This is a genomic window from Mongoliimonas terrestris (genome assembly GCF_001927285.1).
In the GTDB taxonomy this organism is placed as follows: domain Bacteria; phylum Pseudomonadota; class Alphaproteobacteria; order Rhizobiales; family Pleomorphomonadaceae; genus Chthonobacter; species Chthonobacter terrestris.
On the sequence record NZ_MSIG01000001.1, the window covers coordinates 321,611 to 342,603 of the forward strand.

The 20,993-nt window shown below is 71.2% G+C and carries 16 protein-coding genes; 12 read left to right on the forward strand and 4 right to left on the reverse strand.

Going from position 1 to position 20,993, the window contains the following annotated elements; all coding sequences use genetic code 11:
- Positions 1-144: 144 nt before the first annotated feature.
- Together leuB and BUQ68_RS01340 are read left to right on the forward strand one after the other, a co-directional pair.
- Complete coding sequence (gene leuB / locus BUQ68_RS01335) at positions 145-1,257, forward strand: 3-isopropylmalate dehydrogenase (RefSeq protein WP_075214128.1); 1,113 nt, start codon at positions 145-147, stop codon at positions 1,255-1,257.
- Between the two features lie 283 nt (positions 1,258-1,540).
- A complete protein-coding gene (locus BUQ68_RS01340; protein WP_075214129.1) occupies positions 1,541-2,380 on the forward strand; it encodes an exodeoxyribonuclease III in 840 nt (279 codons plus the stop codon).
- Between the two features lie 361 nt (positions 2,381-2,741).
- Here the strand turns inward: BUQ68_RS01340 and BUQ68_RS01345 are convergent, their stop codons facing one another.
- Both BUQ68_RS01345 and BUQ68_RS01350 read right to left on the reverse strand, forming a co-directional pair.
- Positions 2,742-3,209 (reverse strand): cyclic nucleotide-binding domain-containing protein, encoded by a 468-nt coding sequence (locus tag BUQ68_RS01345; protein WP_075214130.1) that lies wholly within the window; start codon positions 3,207-3,209, stop codon positions 2,742-2,744.
- Positions 3,210-3,267: 58 nt separating this feature from the next.
- A complete protein-coding gene (locus tag BUQ68_RS01350; RefSeq protein ID WP_075214131.1) occupies positions 3,268-3,951 on the reverse strand; it encodes a response regulator transcription factor in 684 nt (227 codons plus the stop codon).
- 122 nt (positions 3,952-4,073) lie between these two features.
- On the opposite strand from BUQ68_RS01350, the gene BUQ68_RS01355 reads away from it, so the two are divergent.
- Positions 4,074-4,655: a L,D-transpeptidase family protein gene (locus BUQ68_RS01355; protein WP_083656077.1), complete on the forward strand. Its 582-nt coding sequence runs from the start codon at positions 4,074-4,076 to the stop codon at positions 4,653-4,655.
- Between the two features lie 23 nt (positions 4,656-4,678).
- Here BUQ68_RS01355 and BUQ68_RS01360 read toward each other — a convergent pair whose 3' ends face one another.
- Positions 4,679-5,920, reverse strand: coding sequence for a ubiquinone biosynthesis hydroxylase (locus BUQ68_RS01360; protein WP_075214344.1), 1,242 nt, complete (start codon positions 5,918-5,920; stop codon positions 4,679-4,681).
- Between the two features lie 302 nt (positions 5,921-6,222).
- On the opposite strand from BUQ68_RS01360, the gene tesB reads away from it, so the two are divergent.
- The 7 genes from tesB (at position 6,223) to BUQ68_RS01395 (ending at position 15,292) form a co-directional block, all read left to right on the forward strand.
- Entirely contained in the window at positions 6,223-7,080 is an 858-nt protein-coding gene (tesB, locus tag BUQ68_RS01365; RefSeq protein WP_075214132.1) for an acyl-CoA thioesterase II, read from the forward strand.
- Between the two features lie 299 nt (positions 7,081-7,379).
- Entirely contained in the window at positions 7,380-7,718 is a 339-nt protein-coding gene (locus BUQ68_RS01370; RefSeq protein ID WP_075214133.1) for a P-II family nitrogen regulator, read from the forward strand.
- Between the two features lie 51 nt (positions 7,719-7,769).
- The gene (locus BUQ68_RS01375) at positions 7,770-9,176 is read left to right on the forward strand and encodes an ammonium transporter (protein ID WP_075214134.1); all 1,407 of its coding nucleotides are present in this window, start codon (positions 7,770-7,772) and stop codon (positions 9,174-9,176) included.
- Positions 9,177-9,653: 477 nt separating this feature from the next.
- A complete protein-coding gene (locus tag BUQ68_RS01380; protein ID WP_075214135.1) occupies positions 9,654-9,992 on the forward strand; it encodes a P-II family nitrogen regulator in 339 nt (112 codons plus the stop codon).
- Positions 9,993-10,262: 270 nt separating this feature from the next.
- Positions 10,263-11,456 carry an aminotransferase class I/II-fold pyridoxal phosphate-dependent enzyme gene (locus BUQ68_RS01385; RefSeq protein WP_075214136.1) on the forward strand — a complete coding sequence of 398 codons (1,194 nt, stop codon included), beginning with the start codon at positions 10,263-10,265 and terminating at the stop codon, positions 11,454-11,456.
- Positions 11,453-14,359 (forward strand): FtsK/SpoIIIE family DNA translocase, encoded by a 2,907-nt coding sequence (locus tag BUQ68_RS01390; RefSeq protein ID WP_245293127.1) that lies wholly within the window; start codon positions 11,453-11,455, stop codon positions 14,357-14,359. Before BUQ68_RS01385 ends, BUQ68_RS01390 begins: the two co-directional genes overlap by 4 nt.
- Positions 14,360-14,647: 288 nt before the next feature.
- Positions 14,648-15,292, forward strand: a complete 645-nt coding sequence (locus BUQ68_RS01395) for a LolA family protein (protein ID WP_075214137.1) — start codon at positions 14,648-14,650, stop codon at positions 15,290-15,292.
- A 123-nt stretch (positions 15,293-15,415) separates the two neighbouring features.
- Here the strand turns inward: BUQ68_RS01395 and BUQ68_RS01400 are convergent, their stop codons facing one another.
- A complete protein-coding gene (locus tag BUQ68_RS01400) occupies positions 15,416-17,191 on the reverse strand; it encodes a sensor histidine kinase (RefSeq protein WP_139315121.1) in 1,776 nt (591 codons plus the stop codon).
- 240 nt (positions 17,192-17,431) lie between these two features.
- Between BUQ68_RS01400 and treZ the strand changes: the two genes are divergently transcribed.
- Positions 17,432-19,258: a malto-oligosyltrehalose trehalohydrolase gene (gene treZ, locus BUQ68_RS01405; protein WP_075214139.1), complete on the forward strand. Its 1,827-nt coding sequence runs from the start codon at positions 17,432-17,434 to the stop codon at positions 19,256-19,258.
- A 108-nt stretch (positions 19,259-19,366) separates the two neighbouring features.
- A complete protein-coding gene (locus BUQ68_RS01410; protein ID WP_075214140.1) occupies positions 19,367-20,968 on the forward strand; it encodes an alpha-amylase family glycosyl hydrolase in 1,602 nt (533 codons plus the stop codon).
- Positions 20,969-20,993 lie beyond the last annotated feature (25 nt).

The following is a 20,993-nucleotide window of genomic DNA, read 5'->3' on the forward strand; positions in this document are numbered from 1 at the left end:
GCCTTGGAAGAGCCGGGCATGAGGCGGATCGCCCGCCGGCCGGCGGCGGCGCTTGATCGCGGGCCGTCGCTTCTCTATTGCGTCTGAACGAGGCCGCGCCACCGGGCGCGGCGGCATTTTTTCCTTCACGAGGGATCACGATCCATGGCGACCCACAGCCTCTTCCTCCTGCCCGGCGACGGCATCGGGCCCGAGATCATGGCCGAGGTGAAGGGGCTGATCGATCTTCTCGGCGCCAAGGGGCTCGCCCACTTCGCCACCGACGAGGGCCTCGTGGGCGGCGCCGCCTATGACGCCCACGGAGCGGCCATCTCGGAGGCCGACATGGCCAAGGCGCTCGCCGCCGACGCGGTGCTGTTCGGCGCCGTCGGCGGCCCCAAGTGGGACGGCGTTCCCTACGCGGTGCGGCCGGAGGCCGGGCTCCTGCGCCTTCGCAAGGACCTCGGCCTCTTCGCCAACCTGCGCCCGGCCATCTGCTACCCGGCCCTTGCCGAGGCCTCCAGCCTGAAGCGCGAGGTGGTCGAGGGGCTCGACATCCTGATCGTCCGCGAGCTCACCGGCGGCGTCTATTTCGGCGAGCCGAAGGAGATCGTGACCCTGGAGGACGGGCAGAAGCGCGCGGTCGACACCCAGCTCTACACCACCTCGGAGATCGAGCGCATCGCCCGGGTCGCCTTCGATCTTGCCCGCACCCGCGGCAGCAAGGTGGCGTCGGCGGAAAAGCGCAACGTCATGAAGTCCGGCGTGCTCTGGAACCAGGTGGTGACGGCGGTCGGCAAGGCCGAATACCCGGACGTGGCGCTGGAGCACGTGCTCGCCGACAACTGCGCCATGCAGCTCGTCCGATGGCCCAAGCAGTATGACGTGATCGTCTGCGACAACCTCTTCGGCGACATCCTCTCCGACGTGGCCGCCATGCTCACCGGCTCGCTCGGCATGCTGCCGTCCGCCTCCCTCGGCGCGCCGGATCCGGCGACGGGCAAGCGCAAGGCGCTCTACGAGCCCGTGCACGGGTCCGCCCCGGACATCGCCGGCCAGGGCATCGCCAACCCGATCGCCATGATCGCGTCCTTCGCCATGGCGCTGCGCTATTCGTTCGGCCTGGTGGCGCTCTCCGACACCCTCGACAAGGCGATCGCGGCGGTGCTGGAAAAGGGCCTGCGCACCCGCGACATCGGCGGCGAGGGCGCGACCCTGGTCTCCACGCGGGAGATGGGCGCCGCCATCCGGAGCGAGTTCGAGGCGCTCCTCGGCTGACGACGGCACGGCGCGGAGCCCTCACGAAAATGTCAAGCCGGCTGTTCTTGGCGCCGCCGCGGGCGGACTTATTTCTTTTTCAGGCGGGCCCGTCCGTACTCGGTAGTGCCCCCCGTCTCGCCGTGGACGGCCCGCTCCGCTGGAGATCCCTCCCAGCGAAAGCGTCTGCCAGGACGCCGCGCCCAGTCTCCCCCGGGACTGGGCGCACTTTCCTTGGTGCTTCCGCCCCCCTCTCCCCTGTCGACGCGTCCAGGCGCCGCGTTCCGTCCGCCGGACGCCGTCGATGACGGCCGTTCCACCCTCGGCCGGCGCGACCGCGCTCAGCGTCGCGACCTGGAACATCAACTCGGTGCGCATGCGCCAGGGCATCGTCACGCGCTTCCTGGAGACCGAGGCCCCGGACGTGCTCTGCCTGCAGGAGACCAAGTGCGGCGACGGACAGTTCCCGACCGCCGCCTTCCGGCGGATCGGCTACGACCACATGGCGCTGAACGGCGGCAAGGGCGGCTGGCACGGAGTGGCCATCGTCTCCCGCCTGCCGCTCGCCGACATCGCCAACCGGTCCTTCTGCGGCAAGGGCGATCCGCGCCACGTGACCGCCACCGTGCTCGTCGGCGGCCACCGGGTGCGGCTGCACAACTTCTATGTCCCGGCCGGCGGCGACGAGCCGGATGGGACGGTGAACCCCAAGTTCGCCCACAAGATGGATTTCCTCGCTGAAATGGCCGCCTGGCTGCCGCACGCCCAGGCCGACGGCGCCACCCTGGTGGTCGGCGATCTCAACGTGGCGCCCTACGAGACCGACGTCTGGTCGCACAAGGCCCTCATCAAGGTGGTCAGCCACACCCCGGAGGAGTGCGCCGCCCTGGAGAAGGCGCGCATCGACGGCGGCTGGGTGGACCTCACCCGCCGGTTCGTGCCCATGGACGAGCGGATCTACACCTGGTGGAGCTACCGGGCGAAGGACTGGCGCGCCGCCGACAAGGGCCGCCGCCTGGACCACGTGTGGGCGACGCCGGACCTCGCCGACCGGGCGCTCGCCGTGCGCATCCTGAAGGACGCCCGCGACTGGCCGCGTCCGTCCGACCACGTGCCCGTGGTGGCGCACTTCGCCCTGCCCTAGCGGATCGGCAGCGTGGCGGGTCTGGAGGCGGACGGCGTCTCGGACCAAGGCCGAACGGGCCCCGGCCGGGCGAGCCGGAACGCACCAGCGATCGGGACGTCATGCTGCCAACGCCCCTACCGGCCACCCCCTCGTCAGGGTCCGCGCATGCGGACCACCCACGCTTTTTTGTCGGGCAACGGCGCGTGGCGGAACGCGTGGGTGGTCCGGTTGAACCGGACCATGGCGAGGGGGAGGGTGTGGGACCGTCGGTGGGAGCCCGGCCGCCTGAGGATTGTTGGTGGCCCCGCTCCCGCCACCCCGATCGCCATGGGTGGCGGTGCGTGACGGTGCGACAAGGCCGAATGGGACGCGCCGGGTGTCAGAGGTCGTCGAGGGCGTCGAGCCGATCGCGGACCGCCTGGAGCGCGGCCGACGTTTCCGCCAGCCGCGCGGCGATGCGGACCTTCAGGCCCTCGGCGATCTCCGGATACTCCTGCAACATGCGGCGAAACAGCACGCGGCGGATCTGGATGGTGGAGACGGGTCCCACCGCCACGGCGGTGACCGGCCGGACGCCGTCCACGATCAGCGCCATCTCGCCGATCAGGGTGCCGGGGCCGACGGTCTCCAGCGGTGCGCCGTCCGGGTCGTCGGCGTCATGGAGGGCGACGTCGCCGGATGCGACCACGAAGCCGGAATCGGCCCGGTCGCCGGCGGCGAACAGGCGCTGGCCGTCGCGGAAGGTGCGGTTCTCGGCCGAAAACGCGAGCAGGCGAAGCTTGTCCTCGGTGAACTCGGCGAGGAAGGGCAGCTCTTGCAGGAGTCTGACGTCGCTCTCGAGGCTCATCCGTTTTCCGTCACCCCATCCGCCGCTTGGGTTCGGCCCGCGGCCACCCTGGCGGCCGTCACGGCACCAGCTTGTAGCCGCCGCCTTCGGTGACGAGCAACTGCGCGTTCGACGGATCCTTCTCGATCTTCTGCCGGAGGCGGTAGATGTGCGTCTCCAGCGTGTGCGTGGTGATCCCCGCGTTGTAGCCCCACACCTCGTGGAGGAGCACGTCGCGGGTGATGACCTTCTCGCCGGCCCGGTAGAGATACTTCAGGATCGAGGTCTCCTTCTCGGTCAGCCGCACCTTGCCGCCCTTGCCGTCGACCAGGAGCTTGGCGCTCGGCCGGAAGGTGTAGGGCCCGATGGTGAAGACGGCCTCCTCCGACTGCTCGTGCTGGCGCAACTGGGCGCGCAGCCGGGCGAGGAGCACGGCGAACTTGAAGGGCTTCGTCACATAGTCGTTGGCGCCGGCCTCCAGACCGAGGATCTGGTCCGAATCGCTGTCGTGCCCGGTCAGCATAATGATCGGGCTGGCAAAGCCGCTCTTGCGGAGGATCTTGACCGCCTCGCGGCCGTCCATGTCCGGCAGGCCCACGTCCATCAGGACGAGATCCACATGGGCGGCCCGGGCCGCCTGGACGCCCTTGGTGGCCGTTTCCGCCTCGAGCGGTTCGAACTCCTCGTAGAGCGACAGTTGCTCCACGAGGGCTTCTCGGAGGTCCGCGTCGTCGTCGACGATCAGGATCTTGCGGGCGGTCATCAGGAAACTCTCGCAAAGGGGACGGTCGAGGGCGGGGGCCACTTGGAAAATGCGGCCATCGGAATACGCTATCGTGCGCGAAAAGAAGGATTTTCGATAGAGGGTCAAGTCTGTTGCACGGAATGCACGCAAAGGTGAAACGACGGGACGGTCTGATCACGCATCTCAGCGTCCGCGTGATCGGCGCAGCGGCCCGCCGGGGACGGCTGGAGGGCGGCGGGCTTTCGCTGCCGTGCACCCTCGGCCGGTCGGGCCTTTCGGCCCGCAAGCGCGAAGGCGACGGGGCGACGCCGCGTGGCCGGCTGGCGCTCCTTCACGGCTTCTATCGCCCGGACGTCCACCGGATCCGGCCGAGGACGGCGCTGCCCTTGCGGGCGCTGCGACCCGACGACGGGTGGGGCGACGATCCGGCGGACCGCAACTACAACCGCCCCGTCCGCCGGCCCTATCCGGCAAGCCACGAGGCGCTCTGGCGCGCGGACGGGCTCTACGACCTGGTGCTCGTGCTCGACTGGAACCTGACGCCGCGCGCCCGCGGTCGGGGCAGCGCCATCTTCCTGCATCTCTCCCGCCCGGATGGCGGACCGACCGCGGGCTGCGTCGCCGTCTCGCCGGCCCACATGCGCCGCCTCATCGCCCGGCTGGCGCCCGGCGCCGTGGTGGCGATCGAAGAAAAGCCCCGGCCGGCCCGGCCGTGGACATAGACGAAACGTGGCGCATGGGCCGCTCAGATCGGTGCCCCGGTGAGAAGGCGCGGCAGGCCGCGGCCCGAGCCCGCAGCCTCGCCGATGAAATAGCGCTTCAGCCGCGGCAGCCGGTCGACCAGACCGAGGCCCACGTCGCGGGCGATTCGCACGGGCGCGAGATCGTTGGAAAACAAGCGGTTGAGCACGTCGGTGACGGCCGCCATCTGAAAGGTGTCGAACCGGCGCCAGCGCTCGTAGGTCTCCAGCGTGTCGAGGGCGCCGGGATCGCCGCCGATGCGCAGGGTCTCGGCCAGCACCTCGGCAAGCGCCGCCACGTCGCGGAAACCGAGGTTCAGGCCCTGGCCGGCGATCGGATGGATGCCGTGGGCGGCGTCGCCGACGAGGGCGAAGCGCGGCTTGACGAAGTCGCGGGCAAGCGTGAGGCCGAGCGGATAGGCCGTCCGCGGCCCTTCCACCCGCACCGCGCCCAGGTGATGGCCGAGGCGGCGGACGAGCTCGACCTCGAACACAAGGTCGTCGCCCCGCACCAGCCGGTCGGCCACGTCGGTGCGTTCGGTCCAGACCAGGGACGAGCGGTTGCCGGTGAGCGGCAAGGTGGCAAACGGGCCGGAGGGCAGGAAGTGCTCCTCGGCGCGGCCGTCGTGCGGGCGCTCGTGGGCGATGGTGGTGACGATGCCGGACTGGCCGTAGGACCAGGTGCTGGTGCGAATACCGGCGAAGGCGCGCAGGCGCGAGCGCACCCCGTCGGCTGCCACCAGGAGCCGCGTCCGGAGCTGCGCGCCGGAGCCGAGCGAGACCGTAACCCCTTCCGATTCCACCTGAAAATCCACCACCCGGTCGGGCGCCAGCACGGTGACGCCGCGGGCGACCGCCCGCTCGGCGATGGCCGCCACCATGCGGCCGTTCGGCACCATGTGGGCGAACGGCTCGCCCGCCTCGGTGCGGCCGTCGAAGGTGAGGAAGACCGGGCGGACCACGTCGTCGAGACGGCTGTCGGTCACCACCATGTCGACGATCGGCTGGGCGTGCGGGGCGAGCGCGGCCCAGACGCCGAGCGTCTCCAGCATCCGCCGGGCCGCCGCCGCGATGGCCGAAGCCCTTGGATCGCCAGCCGATTCCGCCGGCGGCCGCAGGTCCACCACGCTTACGCGGACGCCCGGGACGGCGTCGGCGAGGGCGAGCGCCAGCGACAGGCCCACGTAGCCGCCGCCGGCGATCACCACGTCGGCTGTCCTGGCGGCGGGCGTCTGGAGATGAGCGATGCGTCCTTCGGTCGTCACGTCGATCCACCCTTCCCTGCCGGCGCGGCTCGCCCCGATCCGCTTCGAACCGATCTGATATGAAGCCCGTGTAGCGGCTTTTGTAGGCGCTTTGTAGCGCCTGAAAGGCACCGCCGGCCACTCTTGTAGCCTGTCATGGAGCACATGTAGCGGCGACCGGGCGCCGGGCCAGACCGGCCCCGCGTTTCGCAGTCCCCTTGACGTAAAGGTAAAGCCGCCGTCTGATGGCGAACCGACCGTTCGCCGCCCCGGCGGCGCGACCACCCCCCGCGGAGCAGCCGTCCATGTCGCCCGTCGAAGACCTGTTGTCCACCCTCGACCTGGAGGTGCTGGAGCGCAACCTCTACCGCGGCGTCTCGCCCAAGGTCGGGTGGCAGCGGGTGTTCGGCGGACAGGTCATCGCCCAGGCGCTGGTGGCGGCCCAGCGCACGGTGGAGGCGGCGCGGCCGGTGCATTCGCTGCACGGGTACTTCCTGCTGCCGGGCGATCCCAAAGTGCCGATCGTCTACGAGGTGGACCGGATCCGCGACGGCGGGTCGTTCACCACCAGGCGCGTGGTGGCGATCCAGCACGGCAAGGCCATCTTCGCCATGTCGGCCTCCTTCCAGATCGAGGAGGAGGGCTTCGCCCACCAGATCCCCATGCCGGACGTGCCGCGCCCGGAGGACCTGCCCTCCGACGCGGACTTCGCCGCCGCCATCGCCCGCTACGCGCCGGACCCGGTGAAGCGCTATTTCGAGCGGCCGCGGCCGCTGACCCTGCGCCCGGTGGACATGGCCCGCTATTTCGGCAAGCCGCCGACCGACCCGCGCCAGTCGATCTGGGTGCGCACCAACGGTTCGCTGCCGGACGACCCGTCGGTGCACCGGGCGGTGCTGGCCTACCTCTCCGACATGACCCTCCTCGACACCGCCCTCGTGGTGCACGGCCGCTCGGTGTTCGACCCGGGCCTGCAGGTGGCGAGCCTCGACCACGCCATGTGGTTCCACCGCCAGCCGCGGGCCGACGGCTGGATGCTCTACGCCCAGGACAGCCCGTCCACCTCGGGGGCGCGCGGATTCACCCGCGGCTCCCTGTTCGACCCGGACGGACGGCTGCTCGCCTCGGTTGCCCAAGAAGGACTCATCCGGGCCCGCGCCTGAACGCTTGCACGAACATTGGGCAGTCACTTTCCAGGCATATGCATACGAAGCGGGCAATGTCACCGTTTCGCCGTTCTTTTTTTAGTCATTCGCCTCTTTCCGAGTCGCCGTTTGGGCGATCTCCGTCCGGAAAGGCTCGGTTTTCCGCGCCGCACAGCGCCTTCGATCATCTGGCACGAAGCTTGATTACGTGTCGGCTCGTCTGACACGCGTTCGTCCGGCGGCGGGACCCCGGGGTCGGTCGACCCTGCCGCCCGGCGAGCGTCGCGGGCCGGACGCAAAGATCGAGAAGGACATCCATGAAGATCGTCTTGGCCATCATCAAGCCGTTCAAGCTGGACGAGGTGCGCGATGCCCTCACGGCGCTCGGCGTGCACGGGCTCACGGTCACCGAGGTGAAGGGCTATGGCCGCCAGAAGGGCCATACCGAGATCTACCGCGGGGCCGAATACGCCGTCAGCTTCCTGCCCAAGCTCAAGCTCGAGGTGGCCGTGGCGTCGGATCAGGCCGACAAGGTGGTGGAGGCGATCGCCGCCGCCGCCAAGACCGGCCAGATCGGCGACGGCAAGATCTTCGTCTACCCGATCGAACAAGCGGTGCGGATCCGCACCGGCGAGACCGACACGGAAGCGCTGTGACCTGCTCGCACGTCACCCCCTGCTCGCATGTCACCCCATGAGAGGAAGTCGATGAAGAATCTCAAGACCCTTCTCGCAGCCGCACCGATGGTGGTGCTCGCTGCGACTGCCGTGTTCGCGCAGGATGCCGCAGCGCCGGCGGCCGACGCAGCGGCCGCGGCCGCCCCGGCCGCGCCCGTCCCCGACAAGGGCGACACCACCTGGATGCTCCTGTCCACCATCCTGGTCATCCTGATGACCCTGCCGGGCCTGGCGCTCTTCTACGGCGGTCTCGTTCGGGCGAAGAACATCCTGTCGATCCTGATGCAGGTCTTCATCGGCTTCTCGCTGATCTCCATCCTGTGGGTCGTCTACGGCTACTCCATCGCCTTCACCGGCCCGGGCACGGCCGAGGAGGTCACGGCGCTCTCGCCCTTCTTCGGCGGGCTCTCCAAGGCCTTCCTGTCGGGCGTGAAGCTCGACTCGCTGGCCGAGACCTTCACCCAGGGCGTGTTCATCCCCGAACTCACCTTCGTGATCTTCCAGCTCACCTTCGCGGGCATCACGCCGGCCCTCATCATCGGCGCCACCGCCGAGCGCATGAAGTTCTCGGCCGTGCTGTTCTTCCTGGTGCTGTGGTTCACCTTCTCCTACCTGCCGATGGCCCACATGGTCTGGTGGTGGGGTGGCCCGAGCGCGCCCGACGCGCCGACCGGCTACCTGTTCGCGGCCGGTGCCTATGACTTCGCCGGCGGCACCGTGGTGCACATCAACGCGGGCATCGCCGCCCTCGTGGCCGCCATCATGGTCGGCCCGCGCGTCGGCTACGGCAAGGAGAACATGGCGCCGCACAACCTCGTGTGGACCGTGATCGGCGCCAGCCTGCTCTGGGTCGGCTGGTTCGGCTTCAACGCCGGCTCCAACCTCGAGGCCAACGGCCTGACCGCCCAGGCGATGCTCAACACCATCGTGGCGACCGCCGCGGCGGCGCTGGCCTGGACCTTCGTGGAATGGCTGACCCGCGGTCATCCGAGCGCGCTCGGCGCGGCTTCGGGCGCCGTCGCCGGCCTTGTCGCGGTGACGCCTGCGGCCGGCTTCGCCGGTGCCGGCGGGGCGATCTTCATCGGTGTCGTGTCCGGTGTGGTCTGCCTCTGGGCGGTGGTCTGGCTGAAGGCCAAGCTGAAGTACGACGACAGCCTCGACGTGTTCGGCGTCCATGGCGTCGGCGGCATCGTGGGTGCCATCCTGACCGGCGTCGTCGCCTCGGAGTCGCTCGGCGGCTTCCCGCTCGCCGGCTACGAGATGGGCACGCAGGTCTGGAACCAGATCCATGCGGTGCTGGTCTGCGTCATCTGGTCCACGGTCGTCTCGGTGGTGTCGCTCCTGATCGTCAAGTCGGTGATCGGGCTGCGGGTGCCGGAAGCGGCCGAGCGCGAAGGCCTCGACGTCACCACCCACGGGGAGCGCGCCTACAACTGATCGACCCTCGAACCGACAGGGGGGCGGCGTCCGCGAGGCGCCGCCCCCTTTTTTTTTCGCTGAAGGCTCTGTGTCCCGCCGCCCGCCCCGGTTCTCAGGCCGGCCGGCGGGGTCAGCCGACCGCCCCTCGGCCGCGTCCGGCGACCGATCGAAGGCTCCGCCCCGGCGCCGGATCACCGGCCCGCAACCGGGCCTCTGCAACGCCCGATCGGCCCCTGAACGCCGCCGTTGTCCGTCCCTGCTGAAAATTGAGGCGTTCGGACGCTGCCCGGACCCGGAAAAATCGGACGGGCGCCGGTTGCGGGATGACGGGGATGCCGTCAAAATCGATTTGTGTTTGAACAGGCAACGGATCTGCCGCGACCGGCGCCCCGACGTTCGGGCCGACGGCCCCGCCGCACCCCCGCACCGCAACGTCCGAACCCAAGTCGTCCGACCGGCGGGCCGGTCAGCATCCCCGTGTCCAGGAGGAAGCGCATGAAGATCGTGATGGCCATCATCAAGCCGTTCAAGCTCGACGAAGTTCGCGACGCGCTGACCGCCGTCGGCGTCCATGGCCTCACCGTCACCGAGGTCAAGGGATATGGCCGTCAGAAGGGCCATACGGAGATCTATCGCGGCGCCGAATACGCGGTCAGCTTCCTGCCGAAGCTGAAGGTGGAAGTGGCGGTGTCCAGCGACCAGGTCGACACGGTGGTGGACGCCATCTCGGCCGCCGCCAAGACCGGCCAGATCGGCGACGGCAAGGTGTTCGTCTACAGCATCGACCAAGCCTTGCGCATCCGCACCGGCGAGACCGCCGACGAGGCGCTCTGAGCCCATCCGCGCCGACACGGATCCATCGGAAGGGCCGCCCACGGGTGGCCCTTTCGGTTTTGCGCGCGGTCTCACCGGCACGGGCCGCCGTCCCCGGTGGCACCCGCACGCGGCGGGGCGTCGGGTCGACAGGGAGGCGGCGCGGGCGGGCCGGTTAAACGCCGGTTAACCACGCGGTTGCTAGGGTCTGACGGCGCGCCCGCGGCCCCGAGGCCATGCCGGCTCAAAAGGGGCCGCGCCCAACCCGGCAGCCGGAGTCCGTTCGCGTCCATGTCCCGACCGATCCCGATCGCCTCGCCGTTCCAGCGGCTCGCCGCGCTTCTTGACGGAGAGACGCCGGGACTGTCACCGATCGACATGACGATCGGCGAACCGCGCCACAAGGTGCCGGATTTCGTCGGTCCGGTGCTGGCCGGCGCGCTCGCAGACTTCGGCCGCTACCCGCCGATCCGCGGCACCAATGCCTTCCGGAGCGCCGTCGCCGACTGGTTGGACCGACGCTACGGCCTTCAAACCCCGATCGACCGGGAGACCGGCGTGCTGCCGCTGAACGGCTCCCGCGAGGGCCTGTTTTTTGCCGCGATCGAAGCCGTGAAGCGGCGCGGCGCCGTCGGCGGGCGCACCCTGGTGCTTCTGCCCAACCCCTTCTACCAGGTCTATGCCGCCGCCGCCGAGGCGGCGGGCGCCGAAGCCGTGCTGCTGCCGGCCGGGCCGGATACCGGCTTCCTGCCGGACCTTGCCGCCGTCGAACCGGCGCTCCTGGAGCGGACCGCGGCGCTCTTCTTCGCCTCCCCGGCCAATCCGCAAGGGGCGGTCGCCAGCCTCGACGGCTGGGTCGGGCTGATCGGGCTCGCCCGCCGGCACGGCTTCATGCTTTTTGCCGACGAGTGCTACTCGGAGATCTGGCGCGGCGCGCCGCCGCCGGGTGTGCTGGAGGCCGCCGACCGGATGGGCGACGGGTATGGGGCGGTGGTGTCGTTCAACTCGCTTTCCAAGCGGTCCAACCTGCCGGGCCTTCGCTGCGGTTTTGCGGCCGGCGATGCGGACTTCCTCGCCGGCTGGGCCGCCTTCCGCAACGTGGCCGCCCCGCAGGTGCCGCTGCCGGTGCAGGCGGTGGCCGTGGCGGCCTTCGCCGACGAGGCGCACGTGGTGGAGAACCGCCGGCTCTACGACCTGAAGTTCGCCGCCGCCGAGGCCCGGCTCGGCCCCCTGTTCGGGGCGGTGACGCCGCCCGGCGGCTTCTTCCTCTGGCTCGACGTCGCGCGATTCGGCGGCGGCGAGGCAGTGGCGGCGCGGCTCTGGCGGGAGGCGGGCGTGAAGAGCCTGCCCGGCGCCTATCTCGCCGCCGACACCGGGCCGGCCGGCGGCAACCCGGGGGCGGACTATCTGAGATTGGCGATGGTCGAGGCGCCGGACCGCACCGATGCGGCCCTGGCGCGGATCACGGGAGTTCTGACGCGATGAGTGGCATTGAGGCGCGGCGCGGCGCGGCCGTGATGGCGGCCGGACACGGCGAGCGGGTCCGCTCCGGACGGCGCGACCTGGAGGGCGCGCGCGCCGCCACCAATCGGCGCGCGCCGGTGGCCGACACGCGGCACGGGCTCGACGAGAGCCCGCTGCGGCGGGCGGTGCGGCGCAATCTCTCGGCGGCGGCGGGCCTTGCCCTTCTCGGCGGCCTGGCGGTGCTGGCGGCGGCGCTGGTGACCTGGTCGGTGGACGACCCGAGCTGGAGCCATTCCACAGACCAGGTGCCGAAGAACCTCTTCGGCGCCCCGGGCGCCGTGGTGGCCGACCTCGTCATGCAGCTGATCGGCGCCACCGCGGCGGTCTTCCTGGCGCCCGTCGCCATCTGGGCGGTGCAGCTCCTGACCGGCCGGCGGGTGGAGATCGCCCGCAGCCGCTGGACCGCCTGGATCGCCGCCATCTTCGCCGGCGCGGCCTTCATGAGCGCCCTGCCGCCGACCGCAGGCTGGCCGCTGCCGACGGGCCTCGGCGGGGCCATCGGCGACCTGGTGCTGCAGGTGCCGGCCGCCTTCACCGGCGGCGTTCTCACCGACAGCAACCGGCTCGTCTGCATGATCCTGTTCGGGCCGCTGACCGTCGCCCTCATGGTGTTCGCCGCCGGCTATCCGCGGAGTGCCGACGACGATCTCGGCATGCCCGTCGACGAGGACGACCTGGACGAGCCGGAGGGGCGCCTGCAGGCGTTCGCGGGCGCGCTGGCGCACGGCTTCTTCATGGCCCGGTCGACCGTCGCCCGCCGCTTCGGGCGCAAGACCGTGCTCGCCTATCCGGGCGACGACGACGGCTGGGAGATCGCCGAGGACGCGGACGTCCCGGCGGCGCCGCGCGCCGCGCCCCGTTCCGCGGTCCGGGCGGCAAGCCGGCTCTCCCGCCTCATCAAGGGCCTGACCGAGCCTAAGGATGGCCTCGACGACCTGGTGCCGGCCGAGAAGACGGCGGCGGCCGGCGACGAGCCGCCGTTCGACGACGACGAGCCGGACGCCCGCTTCGCCCCCGACGACCGGCTGATGAGCCGGGTCGGCCTCGCGCCGCGGGTCGACCGGCGGGACGGCCCGGAGGCGGACGACGGGGACGACGAGGACGAGGGGTTCGAGCCGCCGCGGCCGGTCGCCATGGCGCCCGCCCGCGCGGCCGGGCCGGCGCCGGCGCGGGGCGCGGGAATCCAGGTGCCGCTCCGCGGTCCGGCCGCGCGCATCGCCGGCGGCCAGCCGGCGGCGGAGCCGCGCGCCGCCGGCCGGGTGCAGCCGCCCGCCGCGCCGCCCCAGCCCGGGCGCGCCAACGGCCCGCAGCAGCTCTCCCTCCTCGATGGCTACGAGTTCCCGCCGCTGAGCCTCCTCTCCGAGGCGCGGCCGACCGGCACGCCGGTGAAGATCTCCGCCGACGCCCTGGAGCAGAACGCCCGCCTGCTGGAGGGCGTGCTGGAAGACTTCGGCGTCAAGGGCGAGATCATCAACGTGCGCCCCGGCCCGGTGGTGACGCTCTACGAGCTGGAGCCGGCGCCCGGCATCAAGTCGAGCCGGGTGATCGGCCTTGCGGACGACATCGCCCGGTCGATGAGCGCCGTGGCGGCGCGCGTCGCGGTGATCCCGGGCAAGAACGCCATCGGCATCGAGCTGCCCAACCAGCGGCGCGAGACGGTGTACCTGCGCGAACTCGTCGGGGCCCAGGACTTCGAGAAGTCGAAGGCGCGCCTCGCGCTCGCCCTCGGAAAGACCATCGGCGGCGAGCCGGTGATCGTGGATCTCGCCCGCACGCCGCACATGCTGGTGGCCGGCACGACCGGCTCGGGCAAGTCGGTGTCGATCAACACCATGATCCTGTCGCTCCTCTACCGGCTGACCCCGGACGAGTGCCGGCTCATCATGATCGACCCGAAGATGCTGGAGCTCTCCGTCTACGACGGCATTCCGCACCTGCTGTCGCCGGTGGTGACGGATCCGCGCAAGGCCGTGGTGGCCCTGAAGTGGACGGTCCGGGAAATGGAGGACCGCTACAAGAAGATGTCCAAGCTCGGCGTGCGCAACATCGAGGGCTTCAACGCCCGGGTGGCGCAAGCGCAGGAAAAGGGCGAGACGATCGCCCGCACGGTGCAGACCGGCTTCGACCGGGAGACCGGCGAGCCGGTGTTCGAGACCGAGCAGATGGACCTCAAGCCGCTGCCCTTCATCGTCGTCATCATCGACGAGATGGCGGACCTGATGATGGTGGCCGGCAAGGAGATCGAGGGCACCGTGCAGCGGCTCGCCCAGATGGCGCGCGCCGCCGGCATCCACGTCATCATGGCGACCCAGCGCCCGTCGGTGGACGTCATCACCGGCACCATCAAGGCCAACTTCCCGACCCGGATCTCCTTCCAGGTCACCTCCAAGATCGACAGCCGCACCATCCTCGGCGAGCAGGGCGCCGAGCAGCTGCTCGGCCAGGGCGACATGCTCTACATGGCCGGCGGCGGCCGCATCCAGCGCGTGCACGGGCCGTTCGTCAGCGACGGCGAGGTGGAGGCGATCGTCGCCCACCTGAAGAGCCAGGGCGCGCCGGACTATCTGGAGGCGATCACCGAGGACGAGGACGGCGACGGGCCGGCGGCCGGCGAGGCGGGCGGCGAGAGCTGGCCGAACGGCATGTCCGACGGCGAGGGCGCCGACCTCTACGACCAGGCGGTGGCGGTGGTGCTGCGGGACAAGAAGGCCTCCACCTCCTACATCCAGCGCCGGCTCGGCATCGGCTACAACCGCGCCGCCTCGCTGATCGAGCGCATGGAGAAGGAGGGCATCGTCGGCCCGTCCAACCACGCGGGCAAGCGGGAGATCCTGGTGGGCGGCGGCGGCGACGACGAGGAATAGAAGTCGGCGGGGGCGGCGGCGGCGAGGCATGGGTCGGGCGCCGGCCCCGAGGGAGCCGGACGGCCGAGGCGACGCCAAGACCATTTCCCGCGTTTCCGGACGGCGAACCGGCTTCCACTTCGCCTGGAAACGCTCTAGGCCGGATCGAACGAGCTTTCGCCACGTTCCCTCCCTACATGACGGACGGACGCGCCGGCGCCGCCACCGGCGCCCGTCCGTTCCCCCGGCGGTCAGGGTTCCGCGCCCGGCCGGGACACATCTGGAACCGAGACGCTGGATAACCGACCGATGACCTTCGCCGCCGCCCGCCGCGCCCTTCTCGCCGTCACGGTGTCCGTGGCCGCCGCCCTTCTGCCACCGGCCGGCCCGGCCATGGCCGCGCCGGAGCTCGGCGCCATGACGCCCGAGCAGCGGGCGACCCTCGATGCCGTGAACACCTACTTCAGCTCGATCCAGACGCTGGAGGGCAAGTTCGTCCAGACCGGTCCGGACGGCGGCCAGACCACCGGCTATTTCGTGATCGACCGGCCGGGCAAGCTGCGCTTCCGCTACTATCCGCCGGCCAAGCTCGACATCATCGCCGACGGCAAGACCGTCGCCATCGACGACAAGGCGCTCGGCGAGCAGACGCTGCTGCTCCTCTCCGAGACCCCGCTCCGCTTCCTGGTCGCGGAGAACATCGACCTCACCCGCGAGGCGGTGGTGCGCCAGGTGACGGCCGACAGCGACCTCATCACCGTGGTGATGGAGGACACCGGCGTCTATGCGGCCGGGCGGCTGACGCTGATCTTCGACGCCCGCACCATCGAGCTGAAGCAGTGGACGGTGACCGACGCCCAGGGCCTCGACACCACCGTGGCGCTCTACGAGGTGAAGTCCGGCACCGAGACGAACCCGAAGTGGTTCGAGATCCAGTACAGCAAGTACCGCTGAGGCACTCTCCCGGCGAAAGGGAAGCGGCCTCCCGTACCCGGCTCATGAAGGTCGGGTCAGTCCGACCTTCATGAGCGGTACGGCCTCGCCGGCCGACGCCCGTTCGGGCTTGCCAGCTTGGTATCAACCGGGCGTGTCGCCCGCGGTTGCCGGCGCGGCGCCGCGCCGGCCGTCGCCGGCCGGCCGGTCGGGCCGCTCGCCCTCGTCCGGGATGACCATGTCGAAGCAGGCGCCGTCGTCCGACGAGACGGCGAGCCGCCCGCCCACCTTTTGCACGAAGCCGTCCACCAGCGTCATGCCGAGCCCGCCTGTCGTCTCTCCCGCCGGCGGCAGGCCCGTGCCGTCGTCGCGGATGCGCAGGTGGAGCCCGCCGGCCACGCGCTCGAAACGGACCTCCACCGTGCCGGTCGCCCGCCCGGCGAAGGCGTGCTTGGCGGCGTTGGTGACGAGTTCGTTGATGATCAGCCCGAGCGGCACCGCCACGTCCGGCCGCACCGGGACGGGCTCGGCCGACAGGGTGACGGTCACGGCCGGCGTGCCCGGCAGCGTCTCCTCGATGGCGGCGACGATGTCGGCCGCATAGGCGGCGAAATCGACGAGCCCCAGACGTTCGGACCGGTAGAGCGCCGCGTGCAGCCCGGCGATGGTGGCGATCCGGTTGCGCGCCCGGTCCAGCTGGTCGCGCACGCGCGGGTCGCCGGCGGCCCGCGCCTGAAGGAGGAGCAGGCTGGAGATCATCTGGAGATTGTTCTTCACCCGGTGGTTCATCTCCAGGAAAAGCGCCTCGGTCTGGCGCAGCGCGTCCTCCCGGGCAAGGTCCGCCGTCTTGCGGCCGGACACGTCGCTGACGAGGACCGCGAAGCGATCGCCGTCGATCCGGTAGGCGTAGACCTCCAGCCAGGCCCGGAAGGTGTTGGACCAGCCTTCCATCCGTTCCGGCTCGCCGGTCGCCACCACCCGGTCCACGAAGGCCAGCCATTCCGGGCTGACGCCGCCGAGAAGATCGGCGAGCCGGCGGCCGGCGACCGCCGCCGGGGTGCGGCCGAGCAGCCGGGCGGCGGCCGGATTGGCGTCGATGAGGCGGCAGTCGGCGGGGTGGCCGTCGTCCGCGCGGACGATCTCGCCGACGATGAAGCCCTCCGTCATCGCGTCGAAAAGGCGCCCGGTGCGGGCCCGGCTCTCGGCGAGCGCGTGCTCGGCCTCCATCCGCTCGGTGATGTCGATGTCGAGCCCGTCGATGCGGACGGCCTTGCCGGCCCCGTCGCGGCGGACCTCCGCGCGGGTGGTGATCCAGCGGACCACGCCGTCGGGTCGCTGGAGGCGAAAGATCGCCTCCAGGCCGTCCCGGCCCGCGCGCGCCTGGGCGAACAGGTGCCGATAGGCAGGCCGGTCCGCCGGGTCGATCAAGGCCTCCATGGCGGCCCGGCTCGGTGTGAACCCGGCCGGATCGAGCCCGAGAAGCGCGTAGAGGTTGGCCGACCAGTGCAGGCGGTCGGTCGGCAGATCCAGGTGCCATTCGCCCACCCGCGCCGTCCGGTGCAGGAGGGCGAGGCGCGCGTCGCTCGCCTCCAGCCGCCGCAACGCCCACTGCAGCCGGTGCGCCACCAGCACCATCAGGCCGCCGGTGACGACGAACAGGCAGACGTTGAGGACGATGGCCGACGCGGACTGGCCTATGCCGGCGACGAAGAGCGCGCCCGCCAGCGTGCTGACCAGGAGGGCGGTGATGCCGGCGCCGGTCGTCCAGAGGAGGGTGGCGAGGAGGACGGCCGGGTAGAAGAAGGCGAACGGGACGACCGCCGGGTCGAACAGGCCGACGATCGCCCGCAAAAGCGCGGCCACGCCCGCAAGACCGGCGGCACCGAGGTGGTGTTTCAAGGACGTGGCGACAACGCTCACCGGTCCGGCCTCTGTGGTCGCCGCCGCGACGACCTCCGGAAAAGCCTACGCAACAGCCACTTGGACCGAAAGATGTCAATTTCTCGGACTAAACCTCGGCCGTCTCGGGGGTGGGAAAGCGCCGGAACCCCGGTGAGGGTGGTTTGTTCTCCGTCGCGCCCGGTGGACTATCCTGGACGGGCGGGCGTTCGCCCAAGGCCTGCGGCCAGGAAATATCCTGCGGCCAGGAAGGAGAGGGGCATGACCACCATCGGGGCGACGCTCGGCGCGGACGGACGGGCGGACTTCCGGATCTACGCGCCGGACCACCGGACGGCCGTGCTCGTGCTCGAAGACGGCGAGACGCCGATGACGGACGAGGGGAACGGCTGGTTCTCCGCCTCGATGCCCGGCCGGCGGGCGGGCGAGCGCTACGGCTTCCGGCTCGGCGACGACCCGGCCGTCCTGCCGGATCTCGCCTCCCGCCACCAGCCGGACGGGCCGCACGGGCGAAGCGCCCTCCTCGACCACGGCGCCTTCCGGTGGACCGACGGGGACTGGCGCGGCGTGCCGCTGTCCGACGCGGTGATCAGCGAGATCCACATCGGCACCTTCACGCCGGAAGGCACCTTTGCGGCGGCGGCGGACCGGCTGCCGCTCCTCGCCGAGGTCGGCATCACCGTCATCGAGGTGATGCCGCTGAACGACTTTCCCGGCCGGTTCGGCTGGGGCTACGACGGGGTCGGCTGGTTCGCGCCGGTCGGGATCCACGGCACGCCGGACGACCTGAAGCGCTTCGTCGACCGGGCGCACGGCCTCGGCCTCGCGGTCATCCTCGACGTGGTCTACAACCACCTCGGCCCGGACGGGCAGTATCACCGGCGCTACGCGGCGGGCCACTTCTCCACCCGCTACAAGAACGAATGGGGCGACCCGCTGAACTTCGACGACGAAGGATCGGCCGGCATGCGGGCGTTGGTGGTGGAGAGCGCGGCCGCGTGGATCCGCGACTATCATGTCGACGGGCTGCGGTTCGACGCGACCCAGCAGATCTTCGACGCGAGCCCCGTCCACGTGGTGGCCGAGGCGGCTGCCGCCTGCCGGGCGGCGGCACCCGGCCGGCACCTCATCCTGCTGGCGGAGAACACGCCGCAGGACGTGACGGTGCTGGAGCCGGGTGACGCGGGGGGCCAGGGCCTCGACGCGCTCTGGAACGAGGACTTCCAGCGGGCGGCGCGGATCGCCGTCACCGGCGAGCGCGACGCCTACTATTCGGACCTGGCCGGGTCGCCGGGCGAACTGGTGGCGGCGCTCCGCTGGGGCTTCCTCTACCACGGGCAGCGGTCCGCCTGGGACAAGGCCCCGCGCGGCACCAACGCCTTCCACGTGCCGCTCCACCGGTTCATCGCCTTCCTGGAGAACCACGACCAGGTGGCGAACGCCCGGCGCGGCGACCGGCTCGCCCGGATCGGCGATCCGGCCATGCTGGCAGCTGTGACGACGCTGCTGCTCCTCGGCCCGCAGACGCCCATGCTGTTCCAGGGCCAGGAGTTCGGATCGAGCCGCCCGTTCGTGTTCTTCTGCGACCACCGGGGCGACCTCGCCGACGCGGTGCGGAAAGGCCGGAAGGGCTTTCTCGACCAGTTTCCCGCCGTCCGCCATGGCGCCATTCCGGACCCCTCTGCCGAGGCGACCTATCGGGCCTGCGGGCTCGACTGGGGCGAGCGGGACCGCAACGGCGCCCTGCTGGCGCTCCACCGGGACCTCCTGGCGCTGCGGCGCGACGATCCGGTGTTCACCGCGCCCGACACCGCGATCCACGTGGCGAGCCCGATGGCGGACCTTGCGGTGATGCGCTGGTTCGGCGCCGGCGGGGCCGGGGACCGGCTGCTCCTCCTCAACGCCGGTCCGGGCCGGATCCTGGAGACGCTGGCGGAGCCCTTGTCGGCGCCGCGACCGGGCCGGCCGTGGCGGATGATCTTTTCCAGTGACGACGACGTTTATGGAGGGCGGGGCTCGGCGCCGGCGATCGACCCGGACGGCGTCTGGTCGCTGCCGGGGCGGAGCGCCGTGGTGATGGCGTCCTGACGCCGCGCGGCGGCGTTTCACTGGCCGCAACGTGGCGAGGCGCCATCCGCCGGGACCGGGCGTCGCGCCGCCGGGCCCCGATCGAGGCCAACGCAACGGGAGAACGTGATGACGACCGCCCCATGGTGGACACACGGCACCATCTACCAGATCTATCCGCGGTCCTTTCAGGACAGCGACGGCGACGGCGTCGGCGACCTTGAGGGCATCCGCCGCCGGCTCGACCACCTGGAGGACCTCGGCGTCGACGCGCTCTGGCTGTCGCCGATCTTCGTTTCGCCCATGCGGGACTTCGGCTACGACATCGCCGACTACCGGGCCGTCGACCCGGTGTTCGGCCGGATGGAGGACCTGGAGGCGCTGCTGCGGGACGCCCACGCGCGCGGCCTGAGGGTCATCCTCGACCTCGTGCCGAACCACACCTCGGACCAGCACGCCTGGTTCAAGGACAGCCGGTCGTCCCGCCAGGCGGCCAAGCGCGACTGGTACATCTGGCGCGACCCGGCACCGGACGGCGGGCCGCCCAACAACTGGCTGTCGGAGTTCGGCGGCAGCGCCTGGGCGTTCGACGAAGCGACCGGCCAGTATTACTACCACGCCTTCCTGGAGAGCCAGCCGGACCTCAACTGGCGCAATCCGGCGGTGTGCGAGGCGATCACCGACGTGATGCGCTTCTGGCTCGACAAGGGGGTCGACGGCTTCCGCATCGACGTGCTCTGGCACCTGATGAAGGACGAGAGCTTCCGGGACAACCCGGTGAACCCGCACTGGCGGGAGGGCGGCCCACCGACCGACCGGCTGGTGAAGCTCTACACCACCGACCTGCCGGAGATGGAGACGGTGATCCGGCGCCTCCGCGAGACCGTGGAGCCCTATGGCGACCGGGTGCTGATCGGCGAGATCTACCTGCCGACCGAACGGCTGATGCGCTACTACGGCACCGAGAACGACGGCGTGCACCTGCCGTTCAACTTCGCCCTGATCGACGCGGCCTGGGACGCCCGGCACATCCACCGCATGATCGAGGACTACGAACAGGCGCTGCCGCCGGGCGGCTGGCCCAACTGGGTGACCGGCAACCACGACAAGCCGCGCATCGCCACCCGGATCGGACCGGCGCAGGCGCGGGTGGCGGCGGTGCTGCTCTTGACGCTGCGCGGCACGCCGACGATCTACTACGGCGAGGAGATCGGCATGGAGCACGCGGTCTTCGACGACGCCACCGCGCTCGATCCGTTCGCCCGCCAGGTGCCGGGCTTCGGCCTTGGCCGCGACGGGGCGCGCACGCCCATGCAGTGGGAGCCGGGCCCGAACGCGGGCTTCGGCGCCGGCACGCCCTGGCTGCCGGTGAGCCGCACGGACGAGGCCGCGACGGTGGCGGGCCAGCGCGACGATCCGGCCTCCATGCTGTCGCTCTACCGCCGTCTCCTGGCGCTCCGGCGCACCCGCAAGGCCTTCACCGAGGGGCGCTACCAAGGGCTCGCCGCGGAAGGCGGCCTGCTGCTCTACCTGCGGGAGGCGGGCGACGAACGCTTCCTGGTCGCCCTCAACCTCGGCGCGGTGCCGGTGTCGGTGAGCCTCACCGGCCCGGTCTCGGCCGGCCGGATCGTGCTCTCCGCCAAGCCCGGCCGCGAGGACGAGGCGATCGCCGGATCGCTGACGATCGACGGCGACGACGCCCTCGTGGTGGCGCTCGACCCCGCCGGCTGACGGCGGGGCGCCGCGGATCGCCGCC

Bases quoted from the DNA above. Each gene is read 5' to 3' on its own strand.
- BUQ68_RS01340 (WP_075214129.1), top strand. From the start codon at position 1,541: ATGACGGCCGTTCCACCCTCGGCCGGCGCGACCGCGCTCAGCGTCGCG.
- treZ (WP_075214139.1), top strand. From the start codon at position 17,432: ATGACCACCATCGGGGCGACGCTCGGCGCGGACGGACGGGCGGACTTC.
- BUQ68_RS01375 (WP_075214134.1), top strand. From the start codon at position 7,770: ATGAAGAATCTCAAGACCCTTCTCGCAGCCGCACCGATGGTGGTGCTC.
- leuB (WP_075214128.1), top strand. From the start codon at position 145: ATGGCGACCCACAGCCTCTTCCTCCTGCCCGGCGACGGCATCGGGCCC.
- BUQ68_RS01385 (WP_075214136.1), top strand. From the start codon at position 10,263: ATGTCCCGACCGATCCCGATCGCCTCGCCGTTCCAGCGGCTCGCCGCG.
- BUQ68_RS01380 (WP_075214135.1), top strand. From the start codon at position 9,654: ATGAAGATCGTGATGGCCATCATCAAGCCGTTCAAGCTCGACGAAGTT.
- BUQ68_RS01410 (WP_075214140.1), top strand. From the start codon at position 19,367: ATGACGACCGCCCCATGGTGGACACACGGCACCATCTACCAGATCTAT.
- BUQ68_RS01395 (WP_075214137.1), top strand. From the start codon at position 14,648: ATGACCTTCGCCGCCGCCCGCCGCGCCCTTCTCGCCGTCACGGTGTCC.
- BUQ68_RS01345 (WP_075214130.1), bottom strand. From the start codon at position 3,209: ATGAGCCTCGAGAGCGACGTCAGACTCCTGCAAGAGCTGCCCTTCCTC.
- tesB (WP_075214132.1), top strand. From the start codon at position 6,223: ATGTCGCCCGTCGAAGACCTGTTGTCCACCCTCGACCTGGAGGTGCTG.
- BUQ68_RS01370 (WP_075214133.1), top strand. From the start codon at position 7,380: ATGAAGATCGTCTTGGCCATCATCAAGCCGTTCAAGCTGGACGAGGTG.
- BUQ68_RS01350 (WP_075214131.1), bottom strand. From the start codon at position 3,951: ATGACCGCCCGCAAGATCCTGATCGTCGACGACGACGCGGACCTCCGA.
- BUQ68_RS01390 (WP_245293127.1), top strand. From the start codon at position 11,453: ATGAGTGGCATTGAGGCGCGGCGCGGCGCGGCCGTGATGGCGGCCGGA.
- BUQ68_RS01355 (WP_083656077.1), top strand. From the start codon at position 4,074: ATGCACGCAAAGGTGAAACGACGGGACGGTCTGATCACGCATCTCAGC.